This is a genomic window from Epilithonimonas arachidiradicis, from assembly GCF_003610695.1.
GTDB classification, from domain to species: Bacteria; Bacteroidota; Bacteroidia; order Flavobacteriales; family Weeksellaceae; genus Epilithonimonas; species Epilithonimonas arachidiradicis.
In genome coordinates, this window is record NZ_RAQH01000002.1 from 13568 (window position 1) to 34601 (window position 21034).

General features: G+C 35.4%; 14 protein-coding genes. 9 read left to right on the forward strand and 5 right to left on the reverse strand.

Features of this window, described 5'->3' with window-relative positions:
• Positions 1-10 precede the first annotated feature (10 nt).
• The gene (locus BXY58_RS04115; RefSeq protein WP_120212549.1) at positions 11-841 is read left to right on the forward strand and encodes an endonuclease/exonuclease/phosphatase family protein; all 831 of its coding nucleotides are present in this window, start codon (positions 11-13) and stop codon (positions 839-841) included.
• Positions 842-874: 33 nt separating this feature from the next.
• On the opposite strand, the gene BXY58_RS04120 is transcribed toward BXY58_RS04115, so the two are convergent.
• From BXY58_RS04120 to BXY58_RS04130, 3 genes are all read right to left on the reverse strand, one after another.
• The gene (locus tag BXY58_RS04120) at positions 875-1339 is read right to left on the reverse strand and encodes a DUF4265 domain-containing protein (protein ID WP_221408287.1); all 465 of its coding nucleotides are present in this window, start codon (positions 1337-1339) and stop codon (positions 875-877) included.
• Positions 1340-1361: 22 nt separating this feature from the next.
• Positions 1362-3584 (reverse strand): beta-glucosidase BglX, encoded by a 2223-nt coding sequence (gene bglX, locus BXY58_RS04125; protein ID WP_120212551.1) that lies wholly within the window; start codon positions 3582-3584, stop codon positions 1362-1364.
• 135 nt (positions 3585-3719) lie between these two features.
• Entirely contained in the window at positions 3720-4694 is a 975-nt protein-coding gene (locus tag BXY58_RS04130; protein ID WP_120212552.1) for a zinc metalloprotease, read from the reverse strand.
• Positions 4695-4923: 229 nt separating this feature from the next.
• On the opposite strand from BXY58_RS04130, the gene BXY58_RS04135 reads away from it, so the two are divergent.
• From BXY58_RS04135 to bamJ, 3 genes are all read left to right on the forward strand, one after another.
• On the forward strand, positions 4924-6783 hold the full coding sequence (locus BXY58_RS04135) for a M1 family metallopeptidase (protein WP_120212553.1): 1860 nt from the start codon (positions 4924-4926) through the stop codon (positions 6781-6783).
• 27 nt (positions 6784-6810) lie between these two features.
• Complete coding sequence (locus BXY58_RS04140; RefSeq protein WP_120212554.1) at positions 6811-7764, forward strand: hypothetical protein; 954 nt, start codon at positions 6811-6813, stop codon at positions 7762-7764.
• A gap of 94 nt (positions 7765-7858) precedes the next feature.
• A complete protein-coding gene (gene bamJ / locus BXY58_RS04145) occupies positions 7859-8569 on the forward strand; it encodes a BamJ family beta-barrel-assembly machinery protein (RefSeq protein ID WP_120212555.1) in 711 nt (236 codons plus the stop codon).
• Between the two features lie 161 nt (positions 8570-8730).
• On the opposite strand, the gene BXY58_RS04150 is transcribed toward bamJ, so the two are convergent.
• Entirely contained in the window at positions 8731-10809 is a 2079-nt protein-coding gene (locus BXY58_RS04150) for an outer membrane beta-barrel protein (RefSeq protein ID WP_120212873.1), read from the reverse strand.
• Positions 10810-10948: 139 nt separating this feature from the next.
• Positions 10949-13540 carry an ATP-dependent chaperone ClpB gene (gene clpB / locus BXY58_RS04155; protein WP_120212874.1) on the reverse strand — a complete coding sequence of 864 codons (2592 nt, stop codon included), beginning with the start codon at positions 13538-13540 and terminating at the stop codon, positions 10949-10951.
• Positions 13541-13919: 379 nt separating this feature from the next.
• Between clpB and BXY58_RS04160 the strand changes: the two genes are divergently transcribed.
• From BXY58_RS04160 to BXY58_RS04180, 5 genes are all read left to right on the forward strand, one after another.
• On the forward strand, positions 13920-15491 hold the full coding sequence (locus BXY58_RS04160) for a helix-turn-helix domain-containing protein (RefSeq protein WP_147366805.1): 1572 nt from the start codon (positions 13920-13922) through the stop codon (positions 15489-15491).
• A 179-nt stretch (positions 15492-15670) separates the two neighbouring features.
• A complete protein-coding gene (locus BXY58_RS04165) occupies positions 15671-16618 on the forward strand; it encodes a T9SS type A sorting domain-containing protein (protein WP_120212557.1) in 948 nt (315 codons plus the stop codon).
• 209 nt (positions 16619-16827) lie between these two features.
• Entirely contained in the window at positions 16828-19500 is a 2673-nt protein-coding gene (locus BXY58_RS04170) for a reprolysin-like metallopeptidase (protein ID WP_120212558.1), read from the forward strand.
• 125 nt (positions 19501-19625) lie between these two features.
• On the forward strand, positions 19626-20417 hold the full coding sequence (locus tag BXY58_RS04175; RefSeq protein WP_120212559.1) for an enoyl-CoA hydratase/isomerase family protein: 792 nt from the start codon (positions 19626-19628) through the stop codon (positions 20415-20417).
• Between the two features lie 75 nt (positions 20418-20492).
• Positions 20493-20906: a hotdog fold thioesterase gene (locus BXY58_RS04180; RefSeq protein WP_120212560.1), complete on the forward strand. Its 414-nt coding sequence runs from the start codon at positions 20493-20495 to the stop codon at positions 20904-20906.
• Positions 20907-21034: the final 128 nt, after the last annotated feature.

A 21034-nucleotide genomic window follows, 5' to 3' on the forward strand; every position in this document is an offset into this window, starting at 1 on the left:
AAAATTTAAAATGAAAAAATTATTTTTCGGATTATTATTGTCGTCTAACCTTTTCTTTTCCCAGGATTTGAAAGTGATGACTTACAACATCCGGCTGTCTTTGGAAAGTGACAAGGAAAATTCTTGGGACAATAGAAAAAACGATGCTTTGGCATTGATGTCATATTACCATCCGGATTATTTCGGTGTTCAGGAAGCGGTTCCTCAGCAAATGACGGACATCAAAACCAGCCTGAAAGATTATGATTACGTGGGCGTTGGAAGAGATGATGGTAAAAATCAAGGTGAATATTCTGCAATTTTCTATGATAAAACTAAACTGGAAGTCACTAAATCCGGAACATTCTGGTTGAGCGAAACGCCGGAAAAACCTTCCAAAGGCTGGGACGCGGCGTACAATAGAGTTTGTACTTATGCGTTTTTCAAAATCAAAAAAACTGGGAAACAATTCCTGGCGATGAACCTGCATTTTGACCACGTTGGCGATGTGGCAAGAGTGAATTCTGCAAAACTGATTCTTGAAAAAGTCAAAGAACTCAATCCGAAAAATCTACCATTAACTTTAACTGGAGATTTTAATTTAACAGATGATTCTGAACCGATTAAAATTATTTCAAAGTCTTTGGATAATGCTTTTTACCATTCCAAAAAGCCACATTATGGACCAATTGGAACGTTCACTGCATTTGATGTCAACACAGTTCCGAAAGAAAGAATTGATTATATTTTCGTAAAAGGTTTTGATGTGTTGTCCAATAGAACAATTAATGACCGACGCGAAAATTTGCTTTATCCGTCTGACCATTTTCCGATTTTGGCTGAGATTAAGTTTAAGAAATAAGCATAAAAAATCCTCTTGAGAAAGAGGATTTTTTTATTTTTCAGATGAATGCTTTTGTGAAATATTTGGTTCAGCAAAACCAATTTTATCTTCGGAGCTTAACTTTGATAATTGTTTGAAAATTTCAGAATAATTGATATGATGTGGAATTTCCATTACAAAATATTTATTGCCCATTCCTTCGCTTTCACAGCCAAGATTTTCAAACTCACTTCTTAATTGCATTACATCAATATTTTCATCAAGAACAATGATTTGAACTGTTGAGTTTCCAGAATATTCTACAACATTTCTATAAGTAATATATTCTTCGTCTTCATCATATTCTGCAAAAACGATATCTCCAAAAGAAAACCCTGGACCATAAAAAGGAATATTATCAATTTTATAAAATCCTTTTTGAATGTCAATGATTTCTGCCCATAAAGTTTCAAAAGTGATTTCTTCTAGAACATCACTGTAATATCTAACTAAAATTTTTTCTGAATTATCGCTCACTTTAATTTATTTGAAAACAAAGTTACTTATTCCAAACAATCTTCTTTGTCATCACATCGCTGGAATTAGTCCCGACCATTATTTCAAATTCGCCGGCTTCCCAATCATATTTCAGTTCGTCATCATAGAATTTCAAATCTTCTGGTGTTAATTTGAAAGTAACCGTTTTGTTTTCACCTCTCTTCAAAGCTATTTTTTGGAAACCTTTAAGTTCTTTGACAGGTCTCACTACTTTCCCAAACAAATCTCTGATATACAACTGAACCACTTCTTCACCGTTAAAATTTCCTGTATTGGCAACATTCACATTGATGGTTAAAGTTTGGTCACCTTTAAGATTTTCAGAACTCAGATTAAAGTTCGAATATTTGAAATCCGTATAACTCAATCCGAATCCAAAAGGAAATTTCGGGTCGTTATCCAAATCGATATAAGCGGAAACATAGTTTCTATCTGTTGATTTTTCAGCTGGTCTTCCTGTATTGTAATGGTTGTAATAAACAGGGATTTGACCTTCTGTTCTAGGGAATGTCATTGGCAGTTTTCCACTTGGATTTACATTTCCAAATAAAATGTCTGCGATAGAATTTCCAGCTTCAGTTCCTAACCACCAGCTGTAAATAATTGTCGAAATATTATCCGCCGCCCAATCAAAAACCAAAGGTCTTCCTGCATTAATCATTAATACAATTGGTTTTCCGGTTTTAGCAATTTCTTTTAATAAATCTTCCTGAACGCCCGAGAAATGGATATTGCTTCGGCTTTTCGCTTCGCCACTCATTGCGTGTCCTTCGCCAAGCGTCATTATCACGACATCTGCTTTTTTAGCTGTTTCGATGGCTTCTGCAAACATCGATTTGTCCTGGTCATTTTCATTACAACCTTTGGCGTAAAGTAAAGTTGAATTGTTATCTAATTGATTCTTAATTCCATCAAATTGAGTTACGATTCTTTGCGCATCATCTTTGAAAGGAACCGACCAGAATCCGTGCATCGCAACCGCTTCTTTTCCGAAAGGCCCAATTAAAGCGACTGTTTTTGTAGATTTTGAAAGCGGAAGGATTTTCTTTTCATTTTTCAATAGTACCACACTTTTCGCTCCAAATTCTCTCCCGAATTTTCTGTTCTCAAGATTGTTGGTTTGCTGTTTTTGTCTATCGTTATTAGAAAACCTGTACGGATCATCAAATAATCCTAATTCAAATTTTTTAATCAAAATTCTTCTTACGGCATCATCCACGAACTTGATATCCACTTTTCCTTCTTTTACCAGTTTTGGGAGTTGTTCCATATAGATTCTGCTTTCCATATCCATATCACTTCCTGCAAGAATGGCTTTTTCTCCGGCTTCAGCATTGTCTTTGACATAGCCGTGCTTTATCATTTCGCCGATACTTCCCCAATCGGAAACCACAAAACCATTGAAGTTCCATTTCCCTTTTAATAAATCTCTTAGGATATATTTGTTAGCCGTTGCAGGAATTCCATTAATATCGTTGAAGGAATTCATAAAAGTGGCGACACCAGCATCAGCCGCGGCTTTGAAAGGAGGTAGATATGTTTCATTGAGTTGTCTCAAACTCATATCAACAGAATTGTAATCTCTACCACCAACTGCAGCGCCGTAAGCTGCGAAGTGTTTTGCGCACGCCATTATCGCGTCAATATTTCCCAAACCTTTTCCCTGGAAACCCCTGATTCTCGCTAATCCGATTTTAGTTCCGAGATAAGTATCTTCACCTGAGCCTTCCATTACACGTCCCCATCTTGGGTCTCTTGCGATGTCTACCATTGGTGCAAATGTCCATTGGATGCCGTATGCGGATGCTTCTATCGCTGCGATTCTTTCAGATTTTTCTATCATTTCCAAATCCCAGCTTGCTGCCTGACCAAGATTGACAGGAAAAGTCGTTCTGAAGCCGTGAATCACATCTTGCCCGAATATCAATGGGATTTTCAATCTGGATTCTAAAGCTAATTTTTGGAACGCTCTGGTTTCTTCTGCGCCTGTGACATTCAGCATAGAACCGACTTTTCCTTGTTTGATTTCTTCCAAAACTTTTTTTGAGTTAGAGTTTTGTGGCCCTGTCGCATATTCGAAGCCGCTGTATTGCACGAGTTGTCCGGCTTTTTCTTCCAGAGTCATTTTGGAAATCAGTTCATTGACTTTTTGCTCTATGTTTTTCTGGGCAGAAATGCTAGTCGCTAAAATTATAAACAGGAAGGAAAGGAAATATTTTTTCATGAGAAAACTTTTTGTCTCTTTTTGAGAAATTAATATTTGTAAAATTAATATTTAATTCATTAATAACGATATTTAAAACAAAAAAGCTGTTTTTACCAAAAGGTGAAAACAGCTTGAAAATAATTAAATAGTTAGTTAGTATACTCTTAAACCAGATCTAGCTCCACTGGAAGTCAATACAGATTGAGATCTTGCTTTCTGACCAGCAGAGAACATAAACATCGCAGCATCATCCACATAATCCATATAATTCATAAACATTACAGATCTAGAAGTTCCGCTGCAAGTGTTATATAATGGATAGGTTGGTTTTCCATAATTGGCACCAGTTTGTGTTGGTGTATCAGCAACGAGATCATTTCCACAAGATGCATCGCCCCAGATATGTCTTAAGTTAAGATAATGTCCAACTTCGTGTGTTGCAGTTCTTCCAAGATTATAAGGCGCTGTAGCACCAGTTTTTCCAAAATAGGGCGCTGCGATTACAACACCATCGTTCCAAAGTCCTGCAGATTCTGGAAATGTTGCATATCCAAGAATTCCACCCATATTTCCAACAACCCAAAGATTGAAATAATTAGATGGGCTAGTTGCATCAATTCCACCCGAAGATGATTTTTTCATAGCATCATTAGTGCCCCATTTTGTTTTAGTGGTAGCTTTTCTTACGGTTTTTACAAGATGAAATCTCACCTGAGTATCGCCTGCTTTAACACCTGAAAATTCTGTCGGGATTTTGGTAGCATCCGTATTAGTTCCTGCAAAATCAGCATTAAGAATAGCAATTTGTTCAGCAATTCTCGCATCAGAAATATTTTCTGCAGATGACTTGTACAATACATTAACTACAACCGGAATATCTACGGAACCATCTGCTAAAACCTTTCCCGAAGTAATAAAAGATTGAAGTCCTGCTTCTATGTTAGCGTATCTTGCTCTCGCACTGGCATCTGTACTTAGTAATTGTTGTCTGATTTCTTCAGAAGGACAAGACCTTCTTGCGGCTACGGTGGTTGTAGAATTTTCCTCTGCCAAAGTTTCGGTTTCAGAGTTTTGAGTACAGGCAGTCAATGCAATGGCTGTAGCTAGGTAAAAAAAAGTTTTCTTCATAGGGTTATATTTTTAAAATTTTAATCAAATGTATATATTTTTTTCATTAATTCTTTATTTGTTTTAAATAATATTTAAAAATTAATTAAATGTATTGGATAATATTTAATTAATCGTTTGTTTGGATTGATTTTATTTGCTGAAAATGAGATGCTTTTAATTTTTTCTGGAATTCCGAAAATTATCTTTTCATTTTAAATTTTTATTTTTGATTTCTAATTGTTATAAAATGAACAAACTATTATTGGGATTGATGCTGATAGGGGCTACAATGTCTGCGCAGGAATTGTATATGCCGAGAAATATTAAAAAAGCTTATGCCAGCGGAACACGTGATATGTCTGGAAAGCCAGGAAAAAACTATTGGCAAAACAAAGGGGTTTATGATGTGAATGTTAAAGTGGATGCAGAAACCAAGATTGTTTCTGGTTCCGAGGTGATTCAGTATTCTAATAATAGTCCTGATGAATTGAAAATCTTAGCGATTAGATTTGTAAATAATATGACCAAACCACAATCTGCAAGAGCTGGCTATGCTTCGAAAGATGCTTTGACAGATGGTTTGAAAATTAAATCTTTCTACATCAACGGAGAAAAATATAATATCAATAGTGATAACTGGTCAACTGTTGAGGCCGTGAAATTAACAAAACCATTGGCGTCAAAATCTAAAACTGAAATCAAAATCGATTGGGAATATCCATTGGCAAAGGAAAGTGGAAGAGAAGGGCAAATCGACCCAGAGACGTTTTATGTAGCCTATTCTTTCCCGAGAGTGTCGGTTTATGATGACTACAACGGTTGGGATATGTTGCAGCATAACGGCAGACAGGAGTTTTATAATGATTTCAATGATTATTCTTTTTCGATTTCTGCGCCTAAGAATTTTGTGGTTTGGTCTACAGGGGATTTTCTGAACCCGGATGAAGTTCTTCAGCCAGAATATCTGAAACGTTTTAAGGAATCTTTGAAATCAGATAAAATCATCCACGTTGCGAATGCCGAAGAAATGAAATCGGGGAAAGTGACAAAGCAAAATGAATGGAATATCTGGAAATTCAAAGCGAATCATATTGTTGATTTTTGTTTTGCATTAAGTAATCACTATGTTTGGGATGCGTCTAGCGTTCAATTAAAAACAAAAAGAGCGAGCGTGCAATCTGCGTATAAAGCTGGTGCCAAAGATTTTGAACAATATACAGGTTGGATGCGCTATAACCTGAAATGGTTTACCGATAACTGGCCAGGCGTGGAATATCCTTTTCCTGTCATGACAGCTATCCAAGGCTACGCTGATATGGAATATCCGATGATGATAAACGACACGAGTATTCCTGATGATCTTCGGGATGCGAGATTGACCGCTGACCACGAGATTGCGCACACTTATTTTCCTTTTTATATGGGAATCAACGAAACGCGATATGCTTATATGGATGAGGGCTGGGCGACTATGCTGGAATATCTGATCGGCATAGATGAAAACGGAAAAGAAGCTGCAGATCAATTTATGAAAAACTTCCGTGTGAAGCGTTGGATTAATGATGCTTCTACTGAACAGGACCAACCAATTATTACACTTAGTTCACAGCTTTCAGGAGCAGGTTACGGTAATAATGCGTATGTGAAGCCGGCGTTGAGTTATCTGGCTTTGAAGGATTATTTGGGTGATGAACTGTTCAAAAAAGCGCTTCATACTTATATGGATAACTGGAACGGGAAACATCCGATTCCTTGGGATTATTTCAATTCTATGAATGCAGGTTCCGGGAAGAATCTGAATTGGTTTTTCAATAATTGGTTTTACACAAATCATTATATTGATTTGAAAATCAGTTCTGTTTCTCAGGACAAGAATCAGATGGTTTTGACAGTTGATAATGTGGGTGGATTTGCAATTCCGTTTGATGTGGTTTTGACTTATGAAGATGGAACGACGGAAAAAGGACATTTCACGCCAGTTGTTTGGGAGAAAGACCAGAAATCTACCAGTCTGAATATTCCCGTAAAGAAGAAAATCAAATCTGTGAATCTGGATGGTGGGATTTTTATGGATTATACACCGGATGATAATTTGAAGAGTCTTTAATTTTAGTTTTTACAAAAGAGATTTTGTATGAAAAATATTGGTCTTTTATTGATATTGCTATTCTTTTCGTCCTGCGTTTCACAGAAGAATAAAACTATTCAGCAGAATATCCTGACTTTGAAGGACAGCTATTGTAAAGCGCCTTTGCAGTACAACTATTCTCAGAAGATTCCATCTTATAATTCTGATTCTATCATTGCGGCCAATCAGAAGCTTAAGCGATATTTTTCTGACCAAAGTATTTTGATTCTGAATGCTTTGGAAAGTATTGATGAAGCAGAGAAAATCATCGATTTGAAAAAAGATTCGACGTTAAAATCTCAATTGAGAGTGGTTCAGCTCAAAACTAAAATCAACAGTAAAATCAGTATTGCGTTGACAGAATTGGATGCTGTTGCTGCGGAGTTTGACTGCGAAGGTGAAAGAGTTGCGCAAATGGCCAATTATGTGGATAATATGAACAGCAACCGAAACAACAGGCTGATTCTTTTTTCGATTATTACAGGTGCAGTAACCTCTGTTGCAGGTGGTGTTATCAAAAATAATGGTGTAGAAAATGCTGTGAATATTGGCGGTGGTTTGCTGGGAGCAGGATTGGGTTTGGCAACATTTAACCCGAAAGGTAAGAAAGTGGAATTCATCCACGGGCGAAATCTCTTACGTGATATTTGGGAACAAAAATTACTGTCCAAAAATTTTCCGCCCTTCATTTGGTATATGTATACGGAGAAGAAATTTACGGGAAACCGAGAACATTCTATCATCGAGAATATGAAACAAAGGTGGATTCAGTACCAGTTTGACAGCGATGAGAATACCGCCAATCAGTCTGTGAATTTTGGAAACGGGGGACTTTATCGTTCGTCTGACTTACATAATCGTGCTTCAATGCTGAATCAAATGCAGTCTGCTACAAGAACCATTAATCAAAATATCAATTATCTTCTACTGGATTTGGATAAAGTGATTTCGGATTCATAAATCAAATTTTATTATAGAAAACTTCTTTGTGGCAGAGATAATTCTTTAATAAATGATAGATTTGCAGGTTAATTATAATTAATAAAATTATCCAATGAAAAGACAGACTATCGCATTGTTTTGCGTAGCTACACTTAGTATTATTTCTTGTGCTAAGGAAGGAGATAAAAAAAATGACAGCAAATACACCGACGAGCAAAAAGCGTCTTATTACATAGGAATGAGCATCGCTCAAAATATGAAACAAGAAGGCTTCAAAGTAGATGCAGAACTTTTGGCTCAAGGTATCAAAGAGGAAATGGACAGCACGAAGAAAAAGATGTTGCCAGCTGAAGAGATGAACAGCTTTATGCAAGATTTTATGATGAAGCAACATCAAAAGAAACAATCAGAAGCAAATGCGCAAGGCTCTGAAAATAAGAAAAAAGGTCTGGAGTTTCTTGCGAAAAATAAGACTAACCCAAAAGTGAAAACTACTGCTTCTGGTTTACAATATGAAGTACTTCAGGAAGGTGATGGTAAAACAAAACCAAAAGCATCTGATGTTGTACAGGTAAAATATACCGGAAAATTGCTCGATGGAACTGTTTTCGATTCTACCGACAAAAATGGTGGTGCGCCAGCGGATATCAATCTGGGTGCTGTAATCCCAGGTTGGACAGAAGGAATCCAGCTGATGAGTAAAGGGGCTAAATACAGATTTTACATTCCTTCTGATTTAGCTTATGGAGATCAAGGTGCTGGAGGTGCAATTCCGGGAGGTTCTACTATAATCTTTGATGTGGAATTGGTGAATATCAAGTAAAGAATGACTTCAATGAAAAAGAAAACCTCAGTTTATTTGGCTGAGGTTTTCTTTTTTAAATAGTGTTTAATAGGAAAAATAATTTAAATTTCATTCTACAAATCTGAAAATCAAGCCTGTTTCCTCTGTGTCTCTAAAGTTTTTTATCTCTTTTGACATTTTTAAAAAGTTGCTGCAGGAGCAGTGCTGTTATTCAGCTTTTTGTCGATTTGATTCTTTTTACCTTTAGAGAAATCGTAGCTTAAGCCAAGGATGAGCATAGACTTGTTATTCCAGATTTGATTGTGTCGGGAATAGTTGACCAAGCTTTCCGGTAGACTTTTGGTTTTGTAATCCGAAGGCATTCCGAGCCAATACATTCCTGTCGTGAAAGTCCATTCCTTTAGCTTATAACTTGCAAAAAGATGGCTGGCATTTTCATTCGTAGTCAAAAAAGCACCATTCAAATTATACACAGGAATATTGAATTCATACTGAATGTTAAACGATTTGTATTCTGACGATAGAATGAAGTTATTTCCGATATAATTGTTTTTAATCAATTTTCCGTCGCTTGTTTTTACGGTTTCGGATGCTGGTGAAATTTGTGCTTTTATGACAAGTAAGCTATTTCCGAAAGGTTTGTATGAACCGGTAAGCTGAACTCCATATTGCTGAGAATTTTTCGCATTCTCGTATGTTAAAGCATATCCGCCGAGTCCCTCGTCAAGGACATAATATTGATTGATAGCTCTGTTGTTATACCAATAAAACAGATTGGTATTGAAATCGAAATACTTGTTATTATAAGAATAAATCAAGTTATTTCCCCATCGTTGGGCTGTTTTCAGAAAAGGATTCCCTCGTTGAACAATATTCGGCGCCATCTGAACAACGTTACTGCTGAGTGCGGAACTTCCCGGGCTTTGTGGTTTGTAACTGCTGGTAAAACGTAGGCTTTGATTGTTGTTGATAGAATAGCTCAAAATAATTTTTGGAGTAATTGTCCATTCATCATCTACGTTTTCTGCACTTTTGTTATGGATGTTGGTCAGCCCTGCTCCCAATCTGTAAGAGAATTTGTTGATTTTGCCGGAATATTCTGTATAAAGATATTGCTCCAGATAATTAACACGATATTCTGAAAAACCTTCCAGATTCTGAAGCTCATTAGAAATAGAAGTATTAGAGATTCTATATCCGGATGATAATTTCCCTTTTTCAAATGTGTGGACGTGTGCAATCTCTCCAACAATCCCGCTCTGCTTTGCTTTCAGGTTCATATCATTGTCATACACAGAGTTACCCGAACTCAAATCCCACTCTTTTGCCAATTCTGAATTATTGGTCGTGAAAGACGAACCCACCAAATTAATGCTGAGTTCGTCTTTCTTACCTATATTTTTAGAAAAATATAAATCCAAGGTTGGTTTTTTATAACTGGAGTTTCCATTTTTGAACATTCCGTGTTGTTCCGTAATATCGTCTTTGTAAAAAATACTTTGTCCCTTTCCTTTTATGAAGCTGGTAAACAAGTCTAAATTCACTTTTGTCTGAAATACATATTTTTCCGGAACAGAAAGTGTGTATCTCAATACAAGATTCTGATAAGTGTAACCGAAATGGTCTCTTTTGCCTTCTTCTGAACGATAGTGAGAATCATTAAGATCGTAGTCGTAAATACTTTTGACAGTTCGGTTATTATAATTTCTCAGGTTGATGGAATACTCCAATCCGAAATCGTTTTTACCTTTTGTGTAATTTCCATAAGCGGAGCCATTTACAAAACCTGTGTTGAAGGCTGTCGTTGTATCAGCTCCAAATACATAGCCCGTTTCTGGATTTCTTGTGATGAGGTTCACAACCTGGTCGGCTCTTGTTGCCCATCTTGCCGGAGGAATGTCATAATATTCTACTTTTACCACTTCGGAAGGTTGTACACTCCGGATTTGCATATCGCTGGCTTCAATTCCGTTGATAAGGAAAAGAGTTGTTCCGCCTTTTGTACTTTTCAGTGTATTGGAAATAGGGTCTAGTTGTAATTCGGGCAAGGTTTTTATCAAATCTTTTGCATATCTGGCTTTTTCCAAAGCTTCTTTGTCAAAAGTATAAACAGCTTTGTCCGAGTATTGTTTTTTTCGCTGGGATTTTAAAATAACTTCCTGAATTTCCTTAGTTTCTTTGATACTATCAGATTTTATTTCCTGAGAAAATATTGAAATACTACATAAAACAACAATGGAACATATCACTCTTTTCATAAAATAATTTTTCTTCTTATTAAAAAGACACATAAACGATAATTTTGTTACATTGGGATTATGAAAAACAAAAACCTCAGCAAATCAGCTGAGGTTTTCTTGTTTAAAATAGTATTTAATATGAAGAAAAATTTAACTCTTATTCCACCGGTCTGAAAACCAAACCTGTTTCCTCGAAATAATCTAAAGTAATTCTGTCACCGTCATTCACAGTTCCTGCGAGGATCTCTCTGGATAATTTATTCAGAACTTCCTGCTGGATCACTCTTTTCAATGGTCTGGCTCCGAAAACAGGATCGTACCCTTTATTCATCAGATAATCTACGGCGTCTTGAGTTGCGGTCATAATGATATTTCGTTTTGCCAACATATCATTGAATCCTCTCAACTGATACGTAACAATTTTTCCGATTTCTTTTTTTCTTAAAGGCTGGAACAATACCACCTCGTCAATCCTGTTCAGGAATTCCGGACGCAACGTCTGTTTCAATAAATCAAAGACCTCATCTTTTGTTTTGTCAACAATTTCATCCTGATTCTCATCAGTAATATTTTCAAAATTCTCCTGAATTAAATGTGAACCCAAATTCGAAGTCATAATGATGATCGAGTTTTTGAAATTCACCACACGACCTTTATTATCAGTCAATCTTCCGTCATCCAAAACCTGCAATAAAGTATTGAAAACATCGGGATGCGCTTTTTCAATCTCATCTAAAAGAACTACAGAATAAGGTCTTCTTCGTACCGCTTCGGTCAACTGACCACCTTCGTCATAACCGACATATCCAGGAGGCGCACCCACTAATCTCGAAACGCTATGACGCTCCTGATATTCACTCATATCAATTCTCGTCATATTGTTTTCATCATCGAATAAAAACTCTGCTAAGGCTTTTGCCAGCTCGGTCTTTCCGACTCCGGTTGTTCCTAAGAATAGGAATGAGCCAATTGGTTTTTTATCGTCACTTAATCCCGCTCTGTTTCTTCTGATCGCATCGGCAACAGCTGTAATCGCTTCATCCTGTCCTACAACTCTGTGATGAAGTTCAGTTTCAAGACTCAATAATTTTTCTCTTTCAGATTGAAGAAGTTTGGTTACAGGAATCCCTGTCCATTTTGCGATCACTTCAGAGATATTTTCAGAAGTTACTTCTTCTTTAATCAATTCATTCTGATGATTTTGCATCTCGAGTTCCAATTTGGAAAGCTCTTCTTCTTTTTCACGAAGTTTTCCGTATTGGATTTCCGCAACTTTTGCGTAATCTCCTGCTCTAGAAGCTCTTTCTGCTTCCAGTTTCAGAGATTCTATATCTTTTTTAATCTGGGTTAAATCTTCGGATTTTTGTTTTTCTTTAAGCCATTTCGCATTGATTTCATTTCTCTGCTCAGAAATTTTTGCAATGTCTTCTTTTAAATGATCTATTTTCGTCTGATTTCCCTCTCTTGAAATCGCAGCCAATTCAATTTCCATCTGCATCAGTTTTCTGTCTAAAACATCCAACTCTTCAGGTTTTGAATTGATTTCCATTCTTAATTTTGCAGAAGCTTCATCAATCAAATCAATCGCTTTATCCGGTAAAAATCGGTCTGAAATATATCGTTGAGACATCTCAACGGCTGCAATAATCGCCTCATCTTTGATTCTTACTTTGTGGTGAGCTTCATATTTATCTTTAATTCCTCGAAGGATGGAAATGGCTGATTCTGTATCCGGTTCTTCCACCATTACTTTCTGGAAACGTCTTTCCAACGCTTTATCTTTTTCAAAATATTTTTGATATTCATTTAAAGTCGTTGCACCGATAGCTCTTAATTCACCTCTTGCTAAAGCTGGTTTCAAAATATTCGCTGCATCCATCGCCCCTTCACCGCCTCCGGCTCCCACCAAAGTGTGGATCTCGTCGATGAAGAGAATGATTTGTCCATCTGATTTGATGACTTCATTTACTACGGATTTCAAACGCTCTTCAAATTCACCTTTATATTTTGCTCCAGCAATTAAAGCTCCCATATCCAATGAATATAAAGTCTTATCCATCAGATTTTCAGGAACGTCGCCACTGATAATTCTGTGGGCAATCCCTTCAGCGATTGCGGTTTTACCAACACCGGGTTCACCAATCAGAATCGGATTATTTTTTGTTCTTCTTGAAAGAATTTGTAAAACCCTTCTGATTTCTTCATCACGTCCGATTACCGGATCCAGTTTTCCTTCCGCTGCTAATTCATTGAAGTTTTTAGCATATTTATTTAAAGACTGATAAGTTTCTTCCGAACTTGCAGAAGTTGCTTTCGAACCTTTTCTTAATTCTTTAATTCCACCTTCCAAAAGGTTTTTCGTAACGCCCATATCTTTAAGCATTTTCGAAACTTCTGAATTGGTTTCCAATAAAGAAAGCCATAAATGCTCAATCGTTACATATTCATCGCCCATTTTTTTAGCGATATTGGGTGCATCAAGCAAAACTTTGTTCGCTGATTGTGAAAGATAAATGTTTCCTCCCTGTACTTTGGGAAGTTTTTCTAAATTTTCACGGTTGCGTTCTCTTACTAAAGTAGCATCTGCTTCAGATTTTTTCAGTAAGAAAGGCGATATATTTTCATCTACCTGAAAAATTCCTTCAAGGAGATGTTGAGGTTCAATCTGCTGATTGCCAAATTCCATCGCCACTTGTTGCGCAGCCTGGATGGCTTCTTGTGATTTTACAGTATATTGATTTAAATTCATAATATTTTTAGTTGATTGTTGTTGGTTTCTAGTTAATTGATTAGTACAAAATTTATACAATTATCAATTTGAAAAAAATGATTTTTGTTTTTTCAAAAAACATTAAGATCAAAGTTGCTAATTCTAATCTTAATGCTTCATCAATCATTTAATTCTGAAACCTAAATCACAAAAACTATTCTATTGATGATTTTTTAAAAATTAAGGACAAAATTTCCGAATTATTTAATTTTGTATTAATTTGAAGAGACAAAATTTCCGAAAGTTTAGAATTTAGATTAAAAATAATTGTCAATTTGTAACATGTTTTTGGAAACAATTCATCATTATTTTAATTCGGGATTTTTATTTATAAATTTGAGTGAATAAAAATCTGACCTTGAATCGTCTCGTCTTAATTTTCTTTGCTGTTTTTACAATTTTATTTTGTTTTGGACAAAAGCAAAATCAGGAAGACCTGTCTGGTGCTGAGACTTTGGATAAAAGTAAAATTTCACCTGAGCAAATCATCGAACAAAGTCTTCAAAAATTAGGGCAAACAATTTCTGACGAAGAAAAGTACGAAGTCCGAATGAAAATGGCGGATGCTTATCTTAAAATTAAAAAACCGGATTTTGCTAAGTCCACTGAAATGCTTTTTAAGGCAAAAGAAATTGCTGAAAAATTGGATAATACAAAACTGAAAGCCAAAATCTACGGTTCAATCGCCAACCAATATTCGTTTCTCAACTTTCCTGAGAAAATAAAACCTTATCTCGATTTGTCGAAACAAGAAGTCGATAAACTTCCGAATGGTTATGAAAAGAATTATCTGACAGCAAGATTGTATATCGAATATGGAAATCTGGAAGCGGATAAGGAAAACTTTTTGGTCGCAAAGAAAGATTATCAAAAAGCGTTGAAGTTTTTAGGAAATATTGGAAACCCCAATAAAAAGAACATTTTCCAATTTCGTAGAGCGTTCTATAATATGGGTGTTTCTTATGCTTACCTTAAACAAAATGATTCGGCGGAATATTTTCTTAATAAAGCTTTAGCGATTCGGGATAATGAAAATAAAGAGTTTAAGTATTTTATTTACAATAATTTAGCTAAAGTCTATGCAGCGAAGAATGAACATCAAAGAGCGATAGATTCTTTGGAAACTGTTCTGAAAGAAAATGACTTCAAAGACAACAGGTTAAAAGCTGATATGTATAAAAAGCTGATAGCCTCTTACAAAGTATTAAATAATCACGATAAATATATTAAGTATTCTGAGAAGCTTTTGGACTTGGAGCCGGGTGTCAAAGAAAATAATCTGAAAGCGATTAACACAGCGGTTTCTGAGGAACAAAAAAATCTTCTTGAGAAAATTTCAGATAAGGAAAGTCACAACAATCTTTTAATTATTGGTTGTGTTTTATTGGTTTTGATTGGAGGAATCAGTGTGTTTTATATCAATCAAAAAAGAAAAAAGGAGAAAATTCTTTATCAAAATTTTATTAACAATCTTGAAAAACAGGAAATAAACAAAATTGCTGAACCTATTAAAATTGTACAACCTGAAATTGAGGAAAAAGAAAAACCTTTGTTTTCTGTCCCAAATTCTGCTGAGACGATGATTCTTGAGAAATTAGAAAAGTTTGAAGAGTCGGCGAAATTTACCAATTCAAAATTGACAGTTGCAAGTCTGGCGGTGATGTTCAAAACCAATCCGACCTATCTTTCGGAGACGATTAAAAAACATAAAGAAAAAAACTTCAATCAATATCTCAACGAACTTCGCATTAATTATATCTGCAAACAAATCAACGAGCGCCCGGAATTTCTCAATTATAAAATAAGTTATCTGGCGGAAGAAGCCGGTTTTTCATCCCACAGTTCTTTTACTACGATTTTCAAAAACGTAACCGGGATTTCACCGTCGGCTTTTTTGAGAGAAGCGGAAAGGAAATATAAAAATATTTAATCTTTTATTTATCAGGGTTTTAAAAATGATTTTTGGTTTTTGAAATATGATATTTCAAAAGTGTAATGCTGTTTTTTAATTCTTAAAGTATATACATTTACTTCATCAATGAGATAAAATATATTTCTGATTGATGGGATTATCTCAATGTATTTTAAAAAAATCTTAAAAAATTAATTATGAAGAAAATTGTACTTTTTTTATCTGCGCTAGGTTCTATTTTTTCCTATTCGCAAAACTTAGGTTACGGAAATTCTGTTTCCAAATCATTATCCGGAGAAGTTAAAACTCAAACTAAATTAGCGGCAAAAGCAGAAGCTTGTAATACGGTTGTTATTAATGACACCGAAGAGCAAAACGGTGTTTTTATCATCGGAAACAGCGGACAGAAGGCGGCGGTTGATATTCCAGTCGAAGCTAATCAGACCATTAAAATTAATAGTATCGTTGTAACTCTGGCGAGTAAGCTACCACCAACTTTTGTTAATTTTATCTTTTATGATAATATTCTTTCTACGCCAGAAGACCCGGAAGATCCAAGGCGAAATATCCCGAATCAACAATTGTTCGAGGTGAAGGATTGTACAATTGAATCTTACGAAGATGTTGGTTACGAACCTTTGCACGAGTTTGTTGTAAGAAAAGTAAAAGTGAAGTTAGCGAATCCAATTTTGTTAAACGGAACAATGTCTGACGGAAGGGTTTGGATGAGTACAAAATCTGATGCTAATGCCTGGGCAACAACCGCTCATTACGATACTGGCGAAGGCGTAGTGGGAGAGAGCCTTGCAATGGGTGGCAATAGTTTCCCTTGGTTTCAGCTTTTGAATCAGGAATGTTTATATGAACTCCAAGCTGAATGTGATATTCTGAATGTTTCTGATGCTGATTTCAATTCTAAAGTAGGCATTTATCCTAATCCTGCTCAGGATTATTTTGAATTTAAAGGCTTAAGCGGAACTAAGATCGTGTCGACGAATATCTACTCGAGCAATGGAAGTCTTGTAAACACAATCCATTCCAATGAATCTAAAATTAATGTAAGTAACCTAAAAAGCGGTATCTATATCGTTCAAACGAAAACGGCTAACGGAAATACCTTTACGAATAAATTGATTAAAAAGTAAATTCATATTTTAAATTATTAAAACAAGAGGTCAAGATTTATGTCTTGACTTTTTTAATTGTAGAATATTTATTCTTTTGAAGTTACTATTTAAAATGTCTTTTTTTTTATTTAAAATTTTTGATAATAAATGTGATGTTTTATGATTATTTTTATTTAAATGCTATTTATTTTCATTCAAAATTAATAAATTGCGCAAAATAATTTAATATGAAGAAATATCTATTAATGTCTGCGGTGATTTTACCCATGCTAAGCTTTGCTCAGTGGTCCAAAGTCACTAATACGACTGGAAAAAAAGTAAAAGAAGAGTTTTCAAATCTTAAGGAAAAACAGCTTTTTTCTTTGAATAAAGATTTGATGAAATCTAAGTTGCAAAATGCACCACAAAGATTTTCCGGAGAAAAAGGTGTTGAGGTTTTGATGCCAAATGACAAAGGAGAATTACAAAAGTTTCAGGTTTGGGAGTATTCTAACTTCACACCAGAAGTTCAGGCAAAATATTCAAGTATCAAGTCCTATGTAGGTATTGGGATTACTGATCCAACTGCATATTTGAGGTTCACAGTTTCTGATCTTGGATTATCATCAACAATATTAAAAAGTGGAGGTTCAAGTTTTATAGAGCCTTACTCTGTAGGAAATGATATTTATGCTTCTTATGAATCTTCTTCCAGATTATTGGAAGAAAAAGATGCTTTCGTTTGTTCTACTATGGATGCGATTATCCATCCTGATTCACAAGAGCCAACATCTAACAAATCCAATAACAAAGTTTATAAGACTTTTAGATTAGCAATGTCTGCACAAGCAGAATATTCACAATATCATATTCAGAGAGCTGGTGCAACAGGAGCAACAGATGATGAGAAGAAGGCAATTGTTTTAGCTGCTATTGTAAACACGGTTACCAGAGTTAATGCTTTGTATGAGAAAGATTTGGCTGTTCATTTTAATTTGATTGATATTTTGCCAATTATTTATCTTGATGCAGCCACAGATCCTTACACAAGTTCTTTTAACTCTCAGGTTCAGTCAACGTTAACATCCGTTATCGGTGCTGCAAACTATGATATAGGACATTTGTTAGCTTATGCAAGTCCCAACGGAAATGCTGGATGTATCGGTTGTATTTGTACCAATTCTTCTAAAGGATCAGCTTTCACATCACATTATATTCCTGTAAGTGATATTTTTGATATTGATTATGTTGCGCACGAAATGGGACATCAGGTAGGCGCTAATCATACGCACACTTACAGTGGTTCGGAAGGAACAGGTGTGCAAGTGGAGTTAGGAAGTGGAAATACAATTATGGGCTATACGGGGATTACAGGTTCTTATGATACTCAATTTAATTCTAATGATTTCTTTACTTACAGAAATATTCTTCAGATTCAAAATAACTTGGCTAATAAAGCTTGTGCGGTCAATACAACATTAACTAATACGCCACCAGTAGTAGATGCTGGACCTAATGTTACGATTCCAATCAGCACACCATTTGTTTTGAAAGGAACTGTGACCGATGCTGATGGTGATGCAATGACATACGTTTGGGAACAAAATAATCCGGCAACAACTTCAGCCCAATTCACATCTGGGTCTTATGCGTCTCCGACTAAAACAGGAGGACCGAATTTTAAAATGTTCCCACCTAAATCTGAGCCTGTAAGATATTTCCCTGAATTTGGAAAAGTTTTGGCCGGAGTCAATGCAACGCGTTGGGAAGCTCTTTCCAGTGTTGGAAGAACTTTGAATTTCACCTTAACAGCCAGAGACAATGGCGTTGGAGGCAATCAAACTAATACAGATGAGGTCGTTGTTACGGTAAGTGCAACTGCTGGTCCATTTGTTGTGACAGCGCCTACATTTGGAGAAAGTTTGACTTCGAACAATACCTATAATGTGAAATGGAATGTTGCCAACACCAATGTTGCTCCGGTTAATACCAGTTTAGTTAATATTAAATTTTCAACCGATGGTGGGAAGACATTTACAACCTTAGTTGCTAATACAGCTAATGATGGCGAAGAGTCTGTAACTATCCCTTCTGGGTCTCAGGCAGCAAATGCTTATATTATGATTGAGGCTGTTGATAATGTTTATTTTGCAATGAGCCCAAGTTTTGTGATTGATTATTCGGTTGCTGGAGAAGTTTGTAATACATATTCTTACACAGGACCAGCAGTTGACATTAATGACGGTACAGGATCAACAAGTGGTCCGATTTCTTCACCTCAAGTATTGGTACCTATCAATGTTGAAGAAAGTGGCACGATTACAAAAATAAAAGTAACCCCAGTGGTGGAACATCCAAGAACAAGTCAGATTGTTGTTGGTATAGAAGGACCTTTAGGACAAACCGCTTGGTTATGGAATAGAAAATGTACTAGTTCAGGCATCAATGCAACATTCAGTGATGAAGGTTCTAATTATGTTTGTGCGTCTCCAATTACCGGAAATGTTAAGCCGGATGAATCTTTGGCTATCTTCAAAGGGAATGACTCCAAAGGTGTTTGGAACTTGTTTGCATCTGATAATGTTAGAAATCTTACAGGAAAAATCAATTCTTGGACTTTAGAAGTTTGTACAAGAGATGCTCAGGTTCTTGCTGTTAACGAAAGTGCTTTCAATGCTAATAATATCAAAGTATATCCAAATCCTTCAAATGGAAACTTCTTTATCAAGTCCAAAGATTTAGGAACTAATGCAAAAGTGGCGATCTATGATATGAATGGTAGAGTAGTACATACTTCAGGATTCAATGTAGCGACAGGTGAATCTACTAATGAGTTCAATGTTAATTTGACAAAAGGAGTTTACCTATTAAAAGTAACTTCTTCTAAAGCGAATTATACTCAGAAATTAATTGTTAAATAATTCCAATTTATTTATAAATTTTAAAGCCGATCAGCAATGGTCGGCTTTTGTTATTTCCAGAATAGAAATTTCTTCGATGCTTTCAATAAAATATATTAAATTGCTGATATCAAAAAAGTAAAACTATGTATTCACAAATAGAGATAGATTCCCAATTCGATGGAAAACTGCAATTGATTTATCTGAATCAACCCGACAGTTATAACAGCCTTACCGAAGTTATGCTTAGAGAATTGCGAAATTCGGTTCACAAATTCAGTAATGATGATAACGTAAGATGTATTGCCATTGCTGGAAAAGGAAAGGCTTTTTGTGCCGGACAAAATTTAAAAGAAGCTTTAGGTTTTGATGAAGATGACAGAACCATCCAGAGATTTGTTATCGAATACTATAATCCTTTGGTTCTCGAAATTGTTAAATGTAAAAAACCAGTCATCGCTTTAGTTAATGGTCCGGCAGTTGGTGCCGGCGCAATGCTGGCTTCAATTTGTGATTTTACTCTAGCAACAGAAAATTCTTATTTTTCTTTTGCCTTTGCGAATATTGGTTTGATTCCGGATACTGCGGGAACTTATTATCTGCCCAAGTTAGTAGGAAGACAGTTGGCTAGCTATTTATCTTTTACGGGTAAGAAAGTTCCTGCGACAGAAGCTAAGAAAATAGGTTTGGTTGCTGATGTTTTTTCAGATTCCGAATTTGTAGAAAAATCTATGGAAGTTTTAACTCAGCTTTCTCACGCTGCGACAACTGCACTTTATCTGACTAAAAAAGCCTTTAATAAATCATATTCTTTCACGCTTTCTGAGCAGTTGGATTACGAATCTATTATTCAGCAAGACGCAGCAGAAACTGAAGATTTCAAGGAAGGAGTAGCTGCTTTCATCGAAAAACGTTTGCCAAATTATAAAGGGAAATAAGTTGGAGAGTTTGAGAATCGGAGAGTTTTAGAGATTAAAGAAATTTAATCATTTATCAATCATCAATTATTATTTATGAATGCTCGAGAAACGGCAGGATATATGTTTGAGAAAGATTTATTTTCTCAATGGCTCGGAATAGAGTTAATTAACATCAAGGAAAATTATTGTCTTATCAAAATGCCCATCAAATCAGAAATGATAAATGGTTTGGGAACTGTTCACGGCGGTGTAACATTTGCTTTTGCAGATTCGGCGTTGGCATTTTCTTCCAACAATAGTGGTGAAGCTGCGGTGGCGCTCAATTGTTATATTAATTTCACAAAAGCTGCAAAAAACGGCGATGTTTTAACTGCAGAAAGTATTCTTTTGAACGATACCAGAAAAACTGCGGTTTATGATATCACAATCAAAAATCAGAATGATGAGGTTATAGCAGGTTTCCGAGGAACGGTTTATAAGATTGGAAAGAAGGTTATAGACCTTTAAAATATATTCTGATTTATTTCGAAAATTAAAAATGATATTGATCTAAATGATTAATATCATTTTTGTTTTGAATTTTATTAACATTTTTTAAGAAATATTTAAGAATTTATTTATTTTTGGGAAATTTT

Bases quoted from the DNA above. Each gene is read 5' to 3' on its own strand.
- BXY58_RS04170 (WP_120212558.1), top strand. From the start codon at position 16,828: ATGAAGAAATATCTATTAATGTCTGCGGTGATTTTACCCATGCTAAGC.
- BXY58_RS04180 (WP_120212560.1), top strand. From the start codon at position 20,493: ATGAATGCTCGAGAAACGGCAGGATATATGTTTGAGAAAGATTTATTT.
- BXY58_RS04115 (WP_120212549.1), top strand. From the start codon at position 11: ATGAAAAAATTATTTTTCGGATTATTATTGTCGTCTAACCTTTTCTTT.
- bamJ (WP_120212555.1), top strand. From the start codon at position 7,859: ATGAAAAGACAGACTATCGCATTGTTTTGCGTAGCTACACTTAGTATT.
- clpB (WP_120212874.1), bottom strand. From the start codon at position 13,540: ATGAATTTAAATCAATATACTGTAAAATCACAAGAAGCCATCCAGGCT.
- bglX (WP_120212551.1), bottom strand. From the start codon at position 3,584: ATGAAAAAATATTTCCTTTCCTTCCTGTTTATAATTTTAGCGACTAGC.
- BXY58_RS04150 (WP_120212873.1), bottom strand. From the start codon at position 10,809: ATGAAAAGAGTGATATGTTCCATTGTTGTTTTATGTAGTATTTCAATA.
- BXY58_RS04165 (WP_120212557.1), top strand. From the start codon at position 15,671: ATGAAGAAAATTGTACTTTTTTTATCTGCGCTAGGTTCTATTTTTTCC.
- BXY58_RS04130 (WP_120212552.1), bottom strand. From the start codon at position 4,694: ATGAAGAAAACTTTTTTTTACCTAGCTACAGCCATTGCATTGACTGCC.
- BXY58_RS04175 (WP_120212559.1), top strand. From the start codon at position 19,626: ATGTATTCACAAATAGAGATAGATTCCCAATTCGATGGAAAACTGCAA.
- BXY58_RS04135 (WP_120212553.1), top strand. From the start codon at position 4,924: ATGAACAAACTATTATTGGGATTGATGCTGATAGGGGCTACAATGTCT.
- BXY58_RS04140 (WP_120212554.1), top strand. From the start codon at position 6,811: ATGAAAAATATTGGTCTTTTATTGATATTGCTATTCTTTTCGTCCTGC.